This is a genomic window from Pseudoalteromonas sp. SWXJ133 (assembly GCF_015864365.1).
Taxonomy (GTDB): domain Bacteria; phylum Pseudomonadota; class Gammaproteobacteria; order Enterobacterales; family Alteromonadaceae; genus Pseudoalteromonas; species Pseudoalteromonas arctica.
Window position 1 is genome coordinate 1 of record NZ_JADYXJ010000010.1, and the last position, 17,651, is coordinate 17,651.

The 17,651-nt window shown below is 39.8% G+C and carries 15 protein-coding genes; 12 read left to right on the forward strand and 3 right to left on the reverse strand.

What is annotated here, in order from left to right:
- Window positions 1-5,810 (forward strand): beta strand repeat-containing protein (locus tag I6F40_RS09460; protein ID WP_197192824.1); only part of this gene is annotated, 5,810 nt, incomplete at its 5' end.
- A 143-nt stretch (window positions 5,811-5,953) separates the two neighbouring features.
- On the opposite strand, the gene flgN is transcribed toward I6F40_RS09460, so the two are convergent.
- The 3 genes from flgN to flgA all read right to left on the reverse strand — a co-directional run bounded on the left by flgN (window position 5,954) and on the right by flgA (window position 7,482).
- Window positions 5,954-6,385 carry a flagellar protein FlgN gene (gene flgN, locus I6F40_RS09465; RefSeq protein ID WP_197192825.1) on the reverse strand — a complete coding sequence of 144 codons (432 nt, stop codon included), beginning with the start codon at window positions 6,383-6,385 and terminating at the stop codon, window positions 5,954-5,956.
- A complete protein-coding gene (gene flgM / locus I6F40_RS09470; RefSeq protein WP_197192826.1) occupies window positions 6,378-6,698 on the reverse strand; it encodes a flagellar biosynthesis anti-sigma factor FlgM in 321 nt (106 codons plus the stop codon). The genes flgN and flgM overlap by 8 nt, the downstream gene beginning before the upstream one ends.
- 76 nt (window positions 6,699-6,774) lie before the next feature.
- On the reverse strand, window positions 6,775-7,482 hold the full coding sequence (gene flgA / locus I6F40_RS09475; RefSeq protein WP_197192827.1) for a flagellar basal body P-ring formation chaperone FlgA: 708 nt from the start codon (window positions 7,480-7,482) through the stop codon (window positions 6,775-6,777).
- 133 nt (window positions 7,483-7,615) lie between these two features.
- On the opposite strand from flgA, the gene I6F40_RS09480 reads away from it, so the two are divergent.
- The 11 genes from I6F40_RS09480 to flgJ all read left to right on the forward strand — a co-directional run bounded on the left by I6F40_RS09480 (window position 7,616) and on the right by flgJ (window position 17,651).
- Window positions 7,616-8,548 (forward strand): chemotaxis protein CheV, encoded by a 933-nt coding sequence (locus tag I6F40_RS09480; RefSeq protein ID WP_166376885.1) that lies wholly within the window; start codon window positions 7,616-7,618, stop codon window positions 8,546-8,548.
- A 20-nt stretch (window positions 8,549-8,568) separates the two neighbouring features.
- Window positions 8,569-9,399 (forward strand): CheR family methyltransferase, encoded by an 831-nt coding sequence (locus I6F40_RS09485; RefSeq protein ID WP_166376886.1) that lies wholly within the window; start codon window positions 8,569-8,571, stop codon window positions 9,397-9,399.
- Between the two features lie 323 nt (window positions 9,400-9,722).
- Window positions 9,723-10,130 (forward strand): flagellar basal body rod protein FlgB, encoded by a 408-nt coding sequence (flgB, locus tag I6F40_RS09490; RefSeq protein WP_166376887.1) that lies wholly within the window; start codon window positions 9,723-9,725, stop codon window positions 10,128-10,130.
- A gap of 5 nt (window positions 10,131-10,135) precedes the next feature.
- On the forward strand, window positions 10,136-10,567 hold the full coding sequence (gene flgC, locus I6F40_RS09495; protein ID WP_166376888.1) for a flagellar basal body rod protein FlgC: 432 nt from the start codon (window positions 10,136-10,138) through the stop codon (window positions 10,565-10,567).
- A 13-nt stretch (window positions 10,568-10,580) separates the two neighbouring features.
- The gene (locus tag I6F40_RS09500) at window positions 10,581-11,261 is read left to right on the forward strand and encodes a flagellar hook assembly protein FlgD (protein WP_166376889.1); all 681 of its coding nucleotides are present in this window, start codon (window positions 10,581-10,583) and stop codon (window positions 11,259-11,261) included.
- Window positions 11,262-11,323: 62 nt separating this feature from the next.
- Window positions 11,324-12,688 carry a flagellar hook protein FlgE gene (gene flgE / locus I6F40_RS09505; RefSeq protein ID WP_166376890.1) on the forward strand — a complete coding sequence of 455 codons (1,365 nt, stop codon included), beginning with the start codon at window positions 11,324-11,326 and terminating at the stop codon, window positions 12,686-12,688.
- Window positions 12,689-12,914: 226 nt separating this feature from the next.
- Window positions 12,915-13,658, forward strand: coding sequence for a flagellar basal body rod protein FlgF (locus I6F40_RS09510; protein WP_166376891.1), 744 nt, complete (start codon window positions 12,915-12,917; stop codon window positions 13,656-13,658).
- Between the two features lie 21 nt (window positions 13,659-13,679).
- Window positions 13,680-14,468, forward strand: a complete 789-nt coding sequence (flgG, locus tag I6F40_RS09515; protein WP_166376892.1) for a flagellar basal-body rod protein FlgG — start codon at window positions 13,680-13,682, stop codon at window positions 14,466-14,468.
- Window positions 14,469-14,484: 16 nt separating this feature from the next.
- Window positions 14,485-15,168, forward strand: a complete 684-nt coding sequence (flgH, locus tag I6F40_RS09520) for a flagellar basal body L-ring protein FlgH (RefSeq protein ID WP_197192828.1) — start codon at window positions 14,485-14,487, stop codon at window positions 15,166-15,168.
- A 10-nt stretch (window positions 15,169-15,178) separates the two neighbouring features.
- The gene (locus I6F40_RS09525) at window positions 15,179-16,273 is read left to right on the forward strand and encodes a flagellar basal body P-ring protein FlgI (RefSeq protein ID WP_197192829.1); all 1,095 of its coding nucleotides are present in this window, start codon (window positions 15,179-15,181) and stop codon (window positions 16,271-16,273) included.
- Window positions 16,274-16,655: 382 nt separating this feature from the next.
- A complete protein-coding gene (gene flgJ, locus I6F40_RS09530; RefSeq protein ID WP_166376895.1) occupies window positions 16,656-17,651 on the forward strand; it encodes a flagellar assembly peptidoglycan hydrolase FlgJ in 996 nt (331 codons plus the stop codon).

Sequence of the window (17,651 nt, forward strand, 5' to 3'; positions counted from 1 at the left end):
GTAACTGGAGTGCAACGCCAACAGGTACATTAGCTGAAGGTAATTATAGCGTCAGCGCCAGCATTACAGATGCAGCGGGTAATACAGGCACGGGTACAGACACGGGCGAAGTGGATATAACCGCTCCGGATCTTGAAATTATTCCATCGTTTTTATTGGGTAATTTGGTTTCTCTTTCGGGGGATTCTGATCTACCTGGGGGTTCTGTGATCACTATTACAGAGTACCTAGTTGGTGGGTTAGTTGGTGCAACTTATACAGCGACAACAAATCCTGATGGTACGTGGGGGCTTGCAAACATAACAGTACCTTTACTAAGTCTTGCTTATGTAACAGCCAGTGCAAGTGATGCCGCTGGTAACATCAGAACAATCAATACACTTGATTTTGATAATGTAGCACCAGAATTAACTGTTAGTGTCGATACTTTATCGAATGATAGTACCCCAGTAATTAGCGGCACCACCGATATGGGGCAAGGCACTGTAATTAATATAACTGTGACTGATAGTGCAGGGCAAAGCCAAGCGTTTACTGCGACAGTTCAAGCCGGTGGCGGCTGGTCTGTTGCTGTACCTGCAGAGCTAGCGCAAGGTCAGTATACCGTTGTTGCAGAGGTTAGAGACAGTGTTGGTAACTTAACAACCGAGCAAGTGCAAGGTGAAATAGATAGTGTTGCCCCGACAATAAGTGTGAACGAAGTTAATGCGACAATAGATACAACCCCTACAATCTCAGGCACAAGTAATGAGATAGGTGCTGATGTAACCATTCTTATAGGCGGTCAAACACTAACAGCAACAGTGGGTACAGATGGTAATTGGCAAGTAGATGTACCTGTTGCACTTGCTGATGGTGATTATACGGCGCAAGTAAGTATTACCGATGATGCTAATAATACCAGCAGCACGACTATTGATTTAACAATTGATACCCAAGTGCCTGTTGTTGCACTTAATAATATAACTGTATTTAACACCGATACACCCATTATAAGTGGTACTTCAACTGAACCACAGGGGACAGTGGGCGATATAGTCATTACAGATAGTAATAATGACACACACATTTTAACTGCATTAGTTGATGCTAACGGCGATTGGCAAGTTACAGCGCCAAGCTTACCGGATGGCAGCTATAATGTAGGGGTAAGTATTACTGATGACGCTGGTAATACAGGCTCCGATACAGGTTCGAGTTTTGTTGATACTCAAGCACCAAGTATTACTATAAATGCATTAGGTACAATTAATAACAGCACGCCAACTATTTCAGGTACATCTAATGAACCTGAAAACACGAGTATTACTGTAACTGTGACCGATGGAGATAGTACCGAGACTTACACAACTGTTGTTGGCGCAGGAGGTGCTTGGAGTGTAGATATAACAGACGCACTGACTGATGGTGAAGTTACAGTTTTTGCAACTATTGTTGATACCGCAGGTAATAGTGCTTCAGCAAATGCTACCGCAACGCTAAATACTAATGCGCCTACAATCAACATTAATACAATTGTTGATACTAATGACCAAACACCAGCAATATCAGGCACAAGTAGTGCGGCAGATAACACAGAAATTACGGTCGTTATAACTGACGTTAATAACATTTCACATACTGTAACTACTTCGGTAGTAAGCGGGATCTGGAGTGTAGATGCGACAAGTATTCTTCCTGAAGGTGAGTTTACTGTTTCGGCAAGTGTGACTGAAGGAGGATTAACGAGTAATGCAACGGGCGGTGGTGTTATCGATTTAACAGCACCAGCACTTAGTATTACACCGCTTGTAACTTTAAATGACACAACGCCAACTATTTCAGGTACAACCACTGCACCACAGGGCGCATTAGTTACTATTTTAATTACGGATAGCTTAGGTGCAGAGCAAACGGTTAATGCTACTGTTGGTGCAAATGGCACATGGTCAGTCGCAGCAAGTACAGAATTGAGCGAGGGTACTTACACTGTTTCAGCTTCAACCACAGATACTGCCGGTAACCCTGTAAACACAAGTACTACAGGGGGAGTTGATATAACAGCGCCAGTTGTAACTATTAATAATATTGTAGGAAGTACAGATCTAACCCCAGGTATTTCAGGAAGTGTGACAGGTGCCAATGTGGGTGATGCTGTTGCAGTGGTATTCACTGATGCACAAGGTAATGAGCATACTGTAAATACAACAGTTCAAATTGGTGGTGTATGGTCTGTAGAGGCAACTAGCTCTCTATCACAAGGAGATTATTTAGTTGAAGTCTCTGTTACTGATAGCGCGGGTAATACCGGGGACGCAACAAATACAGCAACTATCGATACAATAGCCCCCGAAATCAGTATTGATCAAAGTTCATTAATACTGACTCAAGATAGCACACCGCTAATTACAGGCACGTCTAACGAGGCAAATACAAACGTTATTGTTACCTTTACTGATTCTGCTGGAGCTTCTCATCAAATGACCGTTCAAACCGATGGCAATGGAGACTGGCAAGCGGCCGCTGATAATATTTTAGCTGACGGTGTTTACAGTGTTAGTGCAACTATTAGCGATACTGCGGGTAATACTTCGGTCGACAACAGAACAGGCGGTGAGGTTGATACCGTTGGACCGGAATTAACAATTGTTCCTTCGTTTTTAGTCGGAGGGTTATTATCACTATCGGGTACATCTGATTTGGGCCCCAATGAAACTGTAACTGTAACAACTAGACTGGCAGGAAGCTTAGTTGATAGTACTTATGAAGTACTAACTGATGCTAATGGAGATTGGGAATTACTTGGCCTTACAATTAATATTATAGGCTTGTCAACAGTCACTGCATCAGCTACAGATGAAGCGGGTAATACAACAACTATAACAACAGCAGATATAGATAACACAACGCCGGTACTCGATGCAGTAGTTAACTTTGTAACTGGAGAGGGGGATTTACCAATAATTAGTGGGTCAACCGATCAAGCACCAGGCACGGAAGTGTTAGTTAGAGTGGTAGATAGCGATAATGCAGTACAAGAGCTAGTTGCTATAGTGCAAGCCGATAATACGTGGGCTGTGCAGGTTCCTCAATCATTGGCTGAAGGTACATATAGTGTAACCGTAGATATAGTAAATGAGGTTGGTTTAACAACAACAATCTTATTGATCGAGGTTGTAGATACATTATCTCCTAGCTTAGGCTTAGAAGTTATTGGCACAACATCTGATTCAACGCCAATAATTCAAGGTACTAGTGATTTAATTAACGGCACTGTAAAAATTCAGCTTGATGATGGTTCAATAGTCGAGACGACAGTTAATGCTGCTGGGGTATTCACACTTCAACTAGATGCATTATCTGAAGGGCAGCACGTTGCCAATGTCAGTATTACTGATGATTCGGGCAACGTAGTAACCGATACCCTCGAATTTGTAGTTGATTCATTAGTACCAGTTGTGAGTATTCTACCATTGAGTATTAACAATACCGATTTATTAACTATTTCAGGCACATCGGAAGAAGCACCAGGTACAGATATTGACGTAACAGTGGTTGATAGTAACGGCAATGAAACGGTATTTGATGCGCTTGTTGGTAGCGATGGCAAGTGGTCTTTGGAAACTACTAGCTTATCCGATGGTGTATATGATGTGTATGCGAGTATAACTGATGCAGCAGGCAGTACTGGGCAGTCGGTCATTGAGCAAGTAACGATAGATACTTTACCCCCAGAGCTAGGAGTTGAGGCAATTGGTGTACTTAATACACTAACACCTACTATTACAGGTAGTAGTGATGAAGACGCAGGTAGTTCAATTACTGTGAATATCACTGACTCAACAGGCGCAGTACAAACAGTTACTACTACTGTTTTGGGAGATGGTACTTGGTCTGTCATTGCTCCTTTATTACCTGAAGGAGAAATTACCGTTGAGGCTATTAGCATAGATAATGCTGGGAATGAGGCAAAGGCAACGCAAACGGGCACTATTAGTACAACCTTACCTGGTTTATTAATTAATCAAATTGTAGATACAAGCGATACAACGCCTACGATTACAGGTACCACCGATGTATTAGCAGGTGACGTACAGTTAGTTATTACCGATAGTAGCGGTACAGCAACTACTTACAACACACAGGCTATCGTGGGAGTATGGACGTTAATACCTACCGTACCATTAGCTGCAGGTGCGTTTACAGTTGATGCTACAGTTGAAAACTTAGGGCTTATCAGTTCTACAAGTCTTGGTGGATTAATTGATTTTACAGCACCAACAATTGAAGTTGACCAGTTATCAGTAACTAATAATCCGCTACCGACTATAACAGGTATAAGTGATGCATCAGCAGGTACCAGTGTGAGTGTTGTTATTACTGATGCTAATAACGATTCACAAACTATTACAACTCAAGTTGCAACTGATGGCACATGGTCAGTAACAGCTACCACCGCGCTTAGTGAAGGTAGCTTTAGTGCAACAGCATCAATAAGCGATACAGCGGGTAACTCTTCTAGCGATACTATGGGGTCAAGCACCGACTACACCGCACCAACTGTAGTCATAGATCCAATATTGGTAGGGCAAGATACAACACCTACTGTTACAGGGTCAGTAACTGGAAGTTTTGCAGGCGCGTTAGTAATCGTTATGTTTACTGATTCAGCTGGTGCCACTCACAATGTTGGCGCATCCGTGGATCCAGATGGGACGTGGAGTGTGACATCAACAGAAGTACTTTCTGAGGGTAACTACAGCGTTGATGTAAGCATTGCTGATGGTCCAGGTAATATCGGTACGCAATCATCAAGTAGCGCAATTGACTCAGGTATTACAATTGACTCGGGGTTAGATCTAACAGCGGATCAAAACCCACTTGTTACCGGGACAGCCGGCGCCGGTGAAACTATAGTAGTAACCTTTAACGGCCCAACTGAAGTCACTAAACAAGTAACTGCTAACGCATCCGGTGCATGGAGTGCTTCACCGGATACAGGTTTAGCTGATGGGGCTTATACTGTAACAGCGGTAGCAACTGATGCATCAGGAAATACAACATCAAGCGGTAGTTTATCTGGATTGGTTATTGATACTACACCAATAAGTTTTGAAATCACTGATTTTGACTCTGGGACATTAGGTGTTTTATTACCGTCAGTTGAAGGAACAACAGAGCCAGATACTGAAGTGTATATTATTGGCTCTTCATTATTGGGTGTTAACTTACTCGGTCTAGATTTAGATGTACTAGATAATGCAGGAAGTTTTACTTCCGATAGCAATGGAGATTGGGGAGGCTTTCTAAATTTACTCAATCTAAACATAGGTGGAGGAGAGCAATTCTACTTTGTAACTGTAGATGAAGTTGGAAACTACTTAATCAAAAATACTGACAACGCAATAGAAGGTACGGGAAATATTTACGATAATGGAGCAAGCACTGCCTCTGGCGACACAATCCCTGAATCATTTAGCGAAGAGTCAGCATTGGGCGATACAAACCCAAATGAAATTTCAAGCAACAACATATTAAGCACTGAAACGATTGATTTAGGTAACTTGAGTGGTCTATCAACACCGGAGCAAACGGTGCAAATGAGTTCGGCAGAACCGCTTAATTTTAATGACGTAATCATTAACGAAGGTGCGGAGCAACTTATAGCGCTAAATACGCTGGTTGAGGATGAAGGTTCTGCAATTGCTTATACTCCAGCGAAAAGTGGGGGAAGCACTGATGCAGCGACACCTGCGGTTGACGTGCAAAATCAATCTGAAGAGATGATTAAACACTTAATTGAAAGTAGTAATAACCAAACGGACATTTAATATCAATATAGCCCTCTTAATTACTTATTAAGGGGCTTACATCATTAAATACTGAATGGGTTTATATTGATATCTGAGAATGAAGCCATTAAAAAAGCCTTATTGATTAATCAGTAAGGCTTTTTTTAATATAAATTTGTAGGCTAAGCTTTTAAATTTCGAACCAGTTTGCTCTCGGTATTTACTGACTTACCATCTTGGTCGTAAGTCATTGATGTTGGTGCGCCAATTAATATATCTTTTAATTGTTTAACACTTATTTGCGCCTGACGAGCTGCATGAGCATTAACATTATTTTGCTTTTGGCATTCTTCAAGCTGGGTTTTGACTTGAGTGATTAACTCAGAGACTTCCGGATTTTGAAAGTCATTACTAGCAATTAATTTACTTAGGTCTTTGTCAAGAGTACTTAATCTGGTTAAGAAAGACATTTTTTGTTGGGCAATTTCTTTTAAACCAGCACCTCTTCGAGAGGCTATCGTACTAAGTTCTTCATTTAATAGCGCATGTAAAGAATCTAAGCAACTTGATTGTTGATTTAATTTTACGCTAATTAAACTGTTATGATCAGCCATATATATCAAACTCAAAATCAGCTAAATTTTTAGCAAGCTTTTCGCTGTCCACTTGGTATTTGCCTTCAGTGATTGCTTTTTTAAGTTCAGCAACTTTTTCACTGTCAAAACCAGGCGACTCCTGTGCTTTATCTTGAAGTGTTTTTAGTTGCTGTGCCTGCGGCGTTAAACTTACAGAATCACTTGCAGCTTTCGGCGAAGGAGTCTGTACAGTTTGCGTATTTGCATTATCTTTTTTTAAATCAACGTGTTGCTGCTTTGCGTTTGCAAGCGCGTTAGCTTGTCGATTACTACCATTAACTTGACTAACCATAATAATAAACCTGTATATTACCCAACTGATGCCTAGTTATCGGCTTATACGTAGGATACTTTAGTATAAATCTAAATTAAATATTTACTTGAACAGACTCTACACCATCTACTCGCGCATTTAAAACTTTACCAGACTTTTTATTTTTAATTTGTATTTGTTCACCCAAGGTGCCATCTTCTAAAGCAATACCTGTTGTCTTAATTCGAAGCCCTTTGAGGTTTGCGTAAATATTAACAGAATCTCCCTTACAAACCATACAAATTTGATTAAGCAACACCGGCGCACCACTTCTAATATTTCGCTTACTTCTGCTACCAATTAAAATAGCGGGATCATTTAAATATTGCACTCTAATAAAATGAGATGGTTTCATTTCTATAGTTAGGTGTGATTTAGTAATTACTTCATCACGGGCTAGGTTTACAGTGGCTACGACAACAGGCTCCATTTCAACAATTCTTACATGAATATATTGAGCCCAAGCTTGTTCATCATTACATTTTGCTTGAATAGTAACTTGGCGATTGTATGGAGGCTCACCTGCGGACATTAGATCAAGGGGGCTATTACAGATACGATCAGGGATCCGGCTATCCAGCGGCAGGGTGCTTAAATGTGTTTTAGCGTCGATTGTGGTATCTATTTGCTCAGCTACATAAGTAATGGCCATTTCTTGTAATAAATCCTTACTAAAAACTTTAGCTTGCAAAGGTAATACAAAGCAGAGGCTAGCAAGAATATAAAAAACACTGTATCTTCTGATTTTTTTTAACAAACTCATAATGTTTCGGCTATGCTTATAGTTTAAAACAGGGTATAAATATTTAGCGTCAAATTATAGACGCTCTCGTTGTACTGTGTGACTTTATAAAATAGAAGCAATTATTGTTCCGTATATTTTTTAGGAGATTTGAATGGCAGGTGTTTTAGATTCAGTGAATCAACGTACTCAGTTGGTTGGGCAAAACCGCTTAGAATTATTACTGTTTAAACTCAGAGGACGTCAACGTTTTGGGATTAACGTATTCAAAGTCAGAGAAGTGCTGCAATGTCCCCCGCTAACTAATATGCCGAAATCAAATGCTTATATTCGTGGTGTTGCCCATATTCGTGGACAAACTATTTCAGTCATCGATCTTTCTATGGCTGTCGGTGGGCGACCAATTGAAAATATTAAAGACAGTTTTATAATTATTGCTGAATACAACCGAACTGTGCAAGGTTTTCTTGTCGGTGGAGTTGAGCGTATTGTAAATATGAATTGGGAAAAAATAATGCCGCCACCTGCTGGTGCGGGACGTTATTCTTATTTAACTGCCGTGACTGAAATTGAAGACGAATTAGTCGAAATTTTAGACGTAGAAAAAATATTGAACGAAATCTGCCCAGTTAATACCTTAGTGAGTGAGGATGTTGCGGCTACACAAAGCGATATTCAAAAAGACTTAGGTGAGCGAATTATTTTTATTGCCGATGATTCTTCTGTGGCACGAAATCAGATTAAACGAGCATTAGAGCCTCTAGGTATTCATACTGAACTTGCCAAAAATGGTAAAGAAGCTTTAAAGCGATTGAAAGAAATCGCTGAAAATTGTGAAAAAGATATAACTGAGCGTGTAGGATTACTTATTTCAGATGTAGAGATGCCAGAAATGGATGGTTATACATTAACAGCAGAAATAAAAGCAGACCCTAAATTAGCTCCGTTACATGTTATTTTACACACTTCTTTGAGCGGGGTTTTCAATCAAGCAATGATTGAAAAAGTAGGTGCAGATGATTTTATTGCAAAATTTAATCCTGATGAACTCGCAACAGCAGTAAAAAAATGGGTTAATTGTGATTAATAAACATAGGTGTTATTGATTTGAATAATAAAGATTTACAGCAAAGTGAATACAATCAATTTCGATTATTTTTAGAACAGCAATGCGGTATTGTATTAGGCGAAAATAAGCAATACTTAGTCAAAAGTCGTTTGGCGCCATTAATGAAACGATTTAATGTTGAATCTTTGTCACAGCTAGTAAATAAAACATTAGGCCTGCATGAGCGTCAATTAAGAGCAGCAGTCGTTGATGCGATGACAACTAATGAAACGTTATGGTTTAGAGATCAATATCCGTTTGAATTATTAAAAACTAAATTTTTTCCTGAGTTTAAAGGACTTAACAGACCATTAAAAATATGGTCTGCAGCAAGTTCCTCAGGGCAAGAGCCATATTCAATTGCCATGTCGGTTGCTGAATTCCAGGCAAGCTCGCCGGGTGTGTTACGCATGGGGGCACAAATAGTCGCTACAGATATATCCAACACTATGCTTGATATGTGTAAACACGCAGAATATGACTCTCTAGCACTGGCAAGAGGTTTATCAGCAGAACGCCGTAAAAAGTTTTTCAAAGACAGCGGCAACGGTATGGCTCAGATAAACGATTCAATAAAAAAACAAGTAAGTTTTAGACACCTTAACTTGCTCGACTCATACGCACTTATGGGTAAGTTCGATATTATATTTTGCCGTAATGTGCTGATTTACTTTGCACCAGAAGTAAAAGCTAAAATTATCGCGCAATTCTCTCAAGCACTAAACCCTAAAGGTTATTTACTTTTAGGGGCGTCGGAATCTATGAGCGGGTTAAGTGATGAGTTTGATATGGTTAGGTGCAACCCTGGTATTGTTTATCAAAAAAAGTAATGCTAGTAGCTTATTACCCTTCTAATTTTTTATATTTAAACGACGCACTTAGCGTCGTTTTTTGTTTTTAGCGAACAGATAGAATTCAGATGTAGAGAAATTATCTCTCCGCAGTTCATTTAATTTAAATATTTTTATCTTACATATGTCCATATTAAAGCATTCTATAATATCTGAAGTCTCATACCTAAACCCTCCCATCTCTCTAAATTTAGTTTTTTAACACTGTGTTTAATTATTTGGATAAATAGCTTTAAACAAAAATAAATTTAATGGCTTATTTCTTGCTTTATCTAAGCTAAGTCAATTTTTTGGAGGTGGCTATGGCTATCAGTTTTGATAAAGCGCTTGGTGTGCACCCGCATGCTATGTTGATCCGTTCGCAAAGAGCCGAAGTGCTCGCTGCTAATATAGCTAATGCTGATACGCCTGGCTATAAGGCAAAAGATATTGATTTTGCCACTGCATTAAAAACGGCAAAATCTCACCAGTTAGGCGGCAATACTATGGTAAGAACAAACGATAAACACATTGCCGGAGGAACTCGAAGTGTAGGTGGTTCTGAATTATTTCGTACGCCAAATCAAACAGATACAGGTGATGGTAACTCTGTTGATATACAGGTGGAACGAAACTTGTATACACAGAATGCTATGGAGTATCAGGCGAGTTTACAGTTTTTAACTGGTAGATTTAAAGGTCTGAATAAAGCACTCGGCAGCCAAGGATAATAATTATGAGTTTATATAATGTTTTCGATATTGCTGGTTCAGCTATGAGTGCACAAAATGTGCGCTTAAATACGACGGCCAGTAATATATCTAATGCGAATACGGTTAGTTCTTCTCAGGATAAAACATACCGATCGCGGCAACCAGTGTTTGCTGCCGAACTTACTAAAGCTTCTGCCTCAGCAAGCAACCCACAAGGTTCTTCTGTAGGCGTTAAGGTGTTAGGCATTGTTGAAAGTAATAAACCATTACAAATTGAATATAACCCGAATCATCCTAGTGCTGATGAAAATGGTTATATTTACAAGCCTAACGTAAATGTCGTTGAAGAGATGGCAAATATGATATCTGCCTCTCGTTCGTATCAGACAAATGTACAAGTTGCCGATGCAGCTAAACAAATGTTGAGTAAAACACTGCTGTTAGGGCAGAGGTAACAGAGGGTAGGCTATGAGCAACGATATCAGTACATCCACCACATCCTATTTAGATTCTTTACGGTGGCAAGATAAGCAAGTAGACACTGAAGAGAAAAGTGATGCATTAACTCAGGAAGACTTCTTCTCATTGTTAACGCAACAATTATCGTTTCAAGATCCGAGTAACCCGGCTGATAACGATCAGATGATTGCGCAAATGACGAACTTTACGATGGCTGAAGGTATTTCAAATTTAAATTCTAATTTTGAAACATTAGCTGCATCAATGACTTCAAACTCAGCGTTACAAGCATCTACATTAGTAGGGAAAAAAGCACTTTTAGAATCTGATACTTTAGAGTTAAAAGAATCTGAAGAAGCGCGTGGTTCTGTTGTTGCAGAAAATCCAGTTGAGAGTTTAACACTTCGGATTGAAGATGAATCTGGACAGTTAGTGAGATCCATTGAATTAGGCGCACAATCAGCTGGTGCTATCCGTTTCTCATGGGATGGAAAAAATGAAGGTGGTGAGCGTCTGCCTCCAGGCGATTATAAAATTAAAGCTGAAGGTAGTACTAGCGGTGAGTTTTCAAGTTTGCCTATTGCTACTTTTAAAAATATTGAAAGTGTTAATATTAATGGTGCAAGCGGCATCATTATTAACACTAGAGAAGGTGCGGTTAGGCTGACAGATGTCGCAGAAATCGCGTAATAGATACTTAATATTTCTCACGTTGGCCTTTAGGCTAAAGTTTAATAGATTAGAGGTTAATTATGAGCTTTAACATTGCATTATCCGGCCTTGCTGCCGCACAAAAAGATTTAGACGTTACCGCAAATAATATTGCCAACGTAAATAGTACGGGCTTTAAAGAGTCACGTGCTGAATTTGCAGACGTGTACGCATCATCAGTATTTAGTACAAGTAAAACAAAAAACGGTGATGGTGTTCGAACAGCGATGGTTGCACAGCAATTTCATCAGGGTTCACTTCAGTTTACTCAGAATTCATTAGATTTAGCTATTACTGGTGAGGGTTACTTTGCTACCAGCGCTGTGCTTGGAGAGCAAGATTTTAGTTACACACGTGCGGGGGCCTTCAAACTTGATAAAGATAACTATATGGTTGACTCACAAGGGAATTTTCTTCAAGGGTTTCCTGTTAACCCAACAACGGGTGATACAACATCTGTTAGTTTAAGTACTTCGTCTGCTCTGCAAATACCAGATTCTTCAGGTTCACCGCGTGCAACATCTACTATATATAACTCATTTAATTTAGATTCACGCGAACAAGCAACCACAATTGCGTTCGATCCAAGTGTAAGCGCTAGTTATAATTCATCAACTTCAACAACAGTGTATGACTCACTCGGTGAGCCGCACGTATTGCAGTTTTTCTTTGTTAAGCCTGCGCCAGCAACACCACCAGTTGTAGGTGATGAAAATATGTGGGAAGTACATACAACACTAGATGGTAAGTCGTTTGACGAAAATGGCCTAGAGCAAACTGCCGCACCTTATACTCCTATTTCTACATTTCGCTTCGATGCAAGTGGCCAGCCACTCAGCACAAACGGTGTTGCAAATACAGGAACTACTTTTGACCCTCTTACTGTTACATCAGCCACACCAGGTCTTTCTGACCTGTTAAGCAATGGTGCTACGTTTCCAAATGATATCACTATCAATTGGCGCGATGAGGCTAATGGGGTTACTAAAATACCAACTCAATATGCAAGTAATTTTGAAGTGAAAACCCTTAATCAAGATGGCGCAACAGTTGGCCGTTTAGCAGGTATTGATATCGGTACAGATGGTAAGCTAGTTGCTTCATATAGTAATGGCGATTCTACTTTTTTAGGGCAAGTCGCTATGGTTCGCTTTGCGAACTCGCAAGGCTTGGAACAGGTTGGTAATACGAGCTGGAAAGAAAGTATAACATCGGGGGAACCTATTGCTGGCGAACCTGGTTCTGGTTCACTGGGTAAAATAAATTCATCAGCACTTGAACAATCAAACGTAAATTTAACTAGCGAATTAGTTGATCTGATCACTGCACAGCGTAACTATCAAGCAAACTCGCGTGCGCTTGAAGTTAACTCAACAATTCAGCAAAGTATTTTACAAATACGATAAACTAAAACTGTTTAATTTATCCTTAAAGGCTGCTTAATTGCAGCCTTTTTATTGGCTGATTCAACGTTGGGGTAGTTAATACCAGCCGGCATAAGTATTTATATAATTTAAGCAGATTGGTAAGACACATTTAAACCACGCCATAATAATTTCTTTATAGTATTAAATTTAATCTGGCATCTATATTGCATTTACTATTGCAGAGATTTTTATGTGAGTCGATGTTATGGATAAAATGGTCTATATTGCCGCGTCTGGCGCTAAGCAAAGCATGCTGGGTATGGCTCTTAAAGCCAATAATTTGGCGAACGCCAATACCACAGGCTTTAAATCTGATTTTGCTCAAGCACGATCGATGCAAGCATTTGGTGAAGGTCTACCAACAAGGGTGTTTTCTATGGAAGAACGCCCTGGTTCAGATATGACATCGGGCGGTATTGTTCAAACCGGCCGTGATTTAGACATAGCAATGAGCGACAACGCCTGGCTAAGCGTGCAAGACGCCTCAGGTAACGAAGCTTACACTAAAGTAGGTACGCTTAATATAACTGCCCAAGGTATGTTGGTTACCAGTGGTGGGCGTCAAGTAATTGGCGAAGGTGGTCCTATAATCTTACCTGTTCCGATTGAAAAAATCGGATTCAGTGAAGATGGTGCAATTCAAGTACGACCACAAGGCGCGCCAGCTAACTTTTTAGAAGAAGTTGATCGCTTAAAAATAGTTGAAGCTAATAATTCCACACTTGAAAAAGGTAACGATGGTTTATTTAGGCCAAAGCCAAATCAAACGGTTGAAACCTCAGCCAATGTAAAAGTATTAAGCGGTTCATTGGAGATGTCTAATGTTAACCCAGTTCACGAAATGGTCGATATGATCAGCCATCAACGACAATTTGAATTACAAGTAAAGCTTATGAAAACAGCCGAAGAAATTGACGAGCGTCAAGATCAGCTGTTGAGAATAGTTTAACTTTAAAATGAGGACTCTATTATGAACCCAGCATTATGGATCAGCAAAACTGGGCTTGATGCCCAACAAACCGATATCTCGGTTATATCAAATAACTTAGCTAACGCCAGTACGGTTGGATACAAGAAAAGTCGTGCCATTTTTGAAGATTTACTTTATCAAAATATCAACCAACCTGGTGGCCGTTCATCGCAAGATACCCAAATGCCCTCAGGTTTAATGTTAGGTGCGGGTGCTAAAGTTGTAGCCAACCAAAAAGAATTTACGCAAGGTAACATGTTGACCACTGAAAATTCGTTAGATTGGATGATTTCTGGCGAAGGTTTTTTTGAAGTACTTCAACCCGATGGCAATATCGCCTATTCTCGCAATGGTCAGTTTACTACTGATGGTGATGGTCGAATTGTGACATCGGGAGCAGGTTATGTTATTCAGCCTGAAATGAACGTTCCTGAAGACGCTCAGTCAATAACTATTTCTCAAGATGGCGAAGTGTCTGTACGTATTGCAGGCCAAGCCGACAACGTTGTCATTGGTCAACTTACTATTAGTGACTTTATTAATCCATCGGGTCTTGAGCCAATTGGTCAAAACCTATATACCGAAACAGCTGTAAGTGGCGCTCCAGTGCAAGGTAACCCAGGCGTTGAAGGATTAGGTAGCATTATTCAGGGCTCACTTGAAACATCAAACGTAAATGTAACTGAAGAGCTGGTAAACTTAATTGAAACTCAGCGTATTTATGAGATGAACTCAAAAGTAATTTCGGCTGTTGACGAAATGATGAGTTACATCAATCAACAGCTTTAATAGTGCGGGGGGAATTATGCGTAATATTATTTTATTTGCAGCAGGCACATTATTTTTAAGTGGTTGTATGTCAACGCAAAATAGTGAAATAGTACAGGATGATCCTTACTACGCACCTATGTACCCTGAGCCTATTTTAGAGCCGATGGTAGCAACAGGTTCACTATTTAATACTCATACATCAAACGATTTGTATTCTGATAAGAAAGCACTGCGTACTGGCGATATAATTACGGTTAAATTGCAAGAGTCAACTCAAGCAACAAAAGCAGCTAAAACAGAAACAGACAAAGAAACCGAAGCAAGCTTAGACCCTGTTATTGGATTCGGCGGTCTACCTGTAAATATAGGTGGTGATAGCATTCAGTTTGGTGTTGGTAGTGACTCGTCGTTTAAAGGTGACTCAAAATCAAATCAATCAAACAGTTTAGTGGGTGATATTTCGGTTAACGTAATGCGCGTTTTACCAAACGGAAACTTAGTGATCCGTGGCGAAAAGTGGCTAACGCTTAATACAGGCGAAGAGTTTATTCGGTTAGAAGGGCTAGTTCGCCCTCAAGACGTAAGCGCCGATAATACGGTTGAATCAAACCGTATTGCTAACGCACGTATTCAATACTCAGGTAAAGGGCAGACGCAAGAAGCACAAAGTCCTGGTTGGCTCACACGTTTCTTTAGCAGTTCGCTGTTTCCATTTTAGAGGTAGTCACATGAACAGCTTTAAAACTTTATGCTTAATTGTATTATTAGGCTGGCAGTTTACTGCCAATGCCGAGCGCATAAAAGATGTATCTATGGTTGAAGGGGTACGTTCAAACCAGTTGGTAGGCTATGGTTTAGTAGTAGGTTTACCTGGTACTGGCGAACAAAATTCATATACTCAACAAAGTTTTAGAGGCATGTTGAATAACTTTGGTATCACATTACCTTCAACTCAAAGTCCTAAAATTAAAAATGTTGCGGCTGTTGCAGTCCATGCTGAACTACCTGCATTTAGAAAACCAGGGCAAACAATAGATATAACTGTTTCTTCTATTGGCAGTGCAGGCAGCTTACGTGGTGGTACTTTATTACAAACTTTTTTAAAAGGTGTAGATGGTAACGTGTACGCAATTGCGCAAGGTAGCTTAATTGTAGGTGGTTTTGGAGCTGAAGGCTTAGATGGTAGTAAAGTTGTTATGAACACTCCCACTGTTGGTCGTATACCCAATGGCGCAACTGTTGAGCGCACCGTAGAAAGCCCGTTTATGCAAGGTGACTTTATTACCTTTAATTTAAACCGTCCTGATTTTACAACGGCTAAACGTTTAGAAAGAACAATTAACGATTTGGTTGGTCCAAATAGCGCGCAAGCAATTGACTCTGTTTCCGTTCGTGTTGTTGCCCCCAGAGATGCCTCGCAACGTGTATCGTATTTATCAACACTTGAAAATTTAGAATTTAAGCCAGCTGATATGGCAGCTAAAATAATAGTTAATTCGCGTACTGGCACTATTGTTATAGGCAAAAACGTTAAGCTTCAACCTGCAGCAATTACTCACGGCGGCTTAACAGTAACAATTGCAGAGCAACAAAATGTGACGCAACCAAACCCGCTAGGTGCAGGGGATACTGTTGTCACGCAGCAGAGTATTATAGATGTAAATCAAGATGACTCGCGGGCATTTGTATTTAATCCAGGTGTGAGCTTAGATGATTTAGTGCGTGCAATTAACGAAGTGGGTGCAGCACCTGGTGACTTAATGGCTATTTTAGAGGCATTAAAAGAAGCGGGCGCAATTAATGGCCAGCTAGTTGTTATTTAAATCTTTAGGCACATAAATTACGTATTACTTAAAGCCCTATATCTTTCAAACAAGATATAGGGCTCTTTTATTTATAGTACACTAATCTGCAATATATTTAATCATTTTGAAGAGGGCAAAACTGACGCTAGCTGCGTTAAACTTTTCTCATTTACGACCGCATGGGTGCACAAGGTATCGCAACGCAGGCGCAATTGCAGAGAACAATTAAACAACGAAGTTTTTGCCTACTATCAACAAGGTTTTCCTGCCTCAAAACAGATCACTTAATTAAGCTAATTGGTATAACTCAAAATTATTATACTTATCTTTATCGTTTTGTTTGGTAGTGGCTCAATTTTTGCATTTTTAACTGCATTATTCATTTTGTGTCAAAAAGCCGATGGAAACGAACCACCTCGATAAGCAAAACTTTTTTGATTTAGGCAACTTAAACTCACTTCGACAAGAAGCCTTAACAAGTGGCGACGCATCGACAGATGCTTCTAAAGCTGCGCTTAAAAAAGCGGCTGCACAATTTGAAGCAATATTTACGCAAATGTTGCTCAAAGGTATGCGCAAAGCAAATGAAGCATTTGAGGACAAAGAAAGCCCATTTAATTCAAGTAGCGTAAAGTTTTTTGAAGAAATGCACGACCAACAACTTTCATCTGAATTGTCATCTAATGGCTCATTAGGGCTGGCTGATTTAATCGTTCAACAACTCTCCCCTGATGCTAAAAACTACACGCCAAGCTCAGTACTCAGAACGAGCAATGATTTTTTAAGTGATCAGCGTGCAGGCACAGAGTTGCCGCATCAACAGTATAAAAAAGAAACCATTCCATTAACTGATAACAAAATTACAGAAGAGGCTAAGTCGAATGACAATAAGGCAAACTTCGACACTGCCGAAGAGTTTGTAAGTTCAGTGTGGGAGCATGCAAAAACAGCGGCTAAAAAAATTGGTTTAAACCCAGCCGTTATGGTTGCACAAGCAGCACTTGAAACAGGTTGGGGCAAGCATATCATTAATAAAAGTGATGGCGGCAGTTCAAATAACTTATTTAATATTAAGTCAGATAAAAGCTGGGAAGGCGATAAAGCAAGCAAAGTAACGCTTGAATTTGAGCAAGGTACACCCGTTAAAAAACAAGCAAGCTTTAGAGCTTATGATTCAATTAAAGACAGCGTTAATGATTTTGTAGATTTTTTGACGCAAAACCCACGCTACAAAGAAGCATTACAAAATACAGCAAAACCAAATGATTTTTTAGATTCTCTCCAAAAAGCTGGTTATGCAACAGACCCAAATTATGCGGATAAAATTAAACAAGTACTTAATAGTACTGAGCTTAAAAATATTGCAACAAGCGTGATCCGCCAAGGAGTAAAGTAA

Bases quoted from the DNA above. Each gene is read 5' to 3' on its own strand.
- flgC (WP_166376888.1), top strand. From the start codon at position 10,136: ATGAGTTTATATAATGTTTTCGATATTGCTGGTTCAGCTATGAGTGCA.
- flgG (WP_166376892.1), top strand. From the start codon at position 13,680: ATGAACCCAGCATTATGGATCAGCAAAACTGGGCTTGATGCCCAACAA.
- flgE (WP_166376890.1), top strand. From the start codon at position 11,324: ATGAGCTTTAACATTGCATTATCCGGCCTTGCTGCCGCACAAAAAGAT.
- flgM (WP_197192826.1), bottom strand. From the start codon at position 6,698: ATGGTTAGTCAAGTTAATGGTAGTAATCGACAAGCTAACGCGCTTGCA.
- I6F40_RS09510 (WP_166376891.1), top strand. From the start codon at position 12,915: ATGGATAAAATGGTCTATATTGCCGCGTCTGGCGCTAAGCAAAGCATG.
- flgB (WP_166376887.1), top strand. From the start codon at position 9,723: ATGGCTATCAGTTTTGATAAAGCGCTTGGTGTGCACCCGCATGCTATG.
- flgA (WP_197192827.1), bottom strand. From the start codon at position 7,482: ATGAGTTTGTTAAAAAAAATCAGAAGATACAGTGTTTTTTATATTCTT.
- I6F40_RS09500 (WP_166376889.1), top strand. From the start codon at position 10,581: ATGAGCAACGATATCAGTACATCCACCACATCCTATTTAGATTCTTTA.
- I6F40_RS09525 (WP_197192829.1), top strand. From the start codon at position 15,179: ATGAACAGCTTTAAAACTTTATGCTTAATTGTATTATTAGGCTGGCAG.
- I6F40_RS09480 (WP_166376885.1), top strand. From the start codon at position 7,616: ATGGCAGGTGTTTTAGATTCAGTGAATCAACGTACTCAGTTGGTTGGG.
- flgN (WP_197192825.1), bottom strand. From the start codon at position 6,385: ATGGCTGATCATAACAGTTTAATTAGCGTAAAATTAAATCAACAATCA.
- flgH (WP_197192828.1), top strand. From the start codon at position 14,485: ATGCGTAATATTATTTTATTTGCAGCAGGCACATTATTTTTAAGTGGT.
- flgJ (WP_166376895.1), top strand. From the start codon at position 16,656: ATGGAAACGAACCACCTCGATAAGCAAAACTTTTTTGATTTAGGCAAC.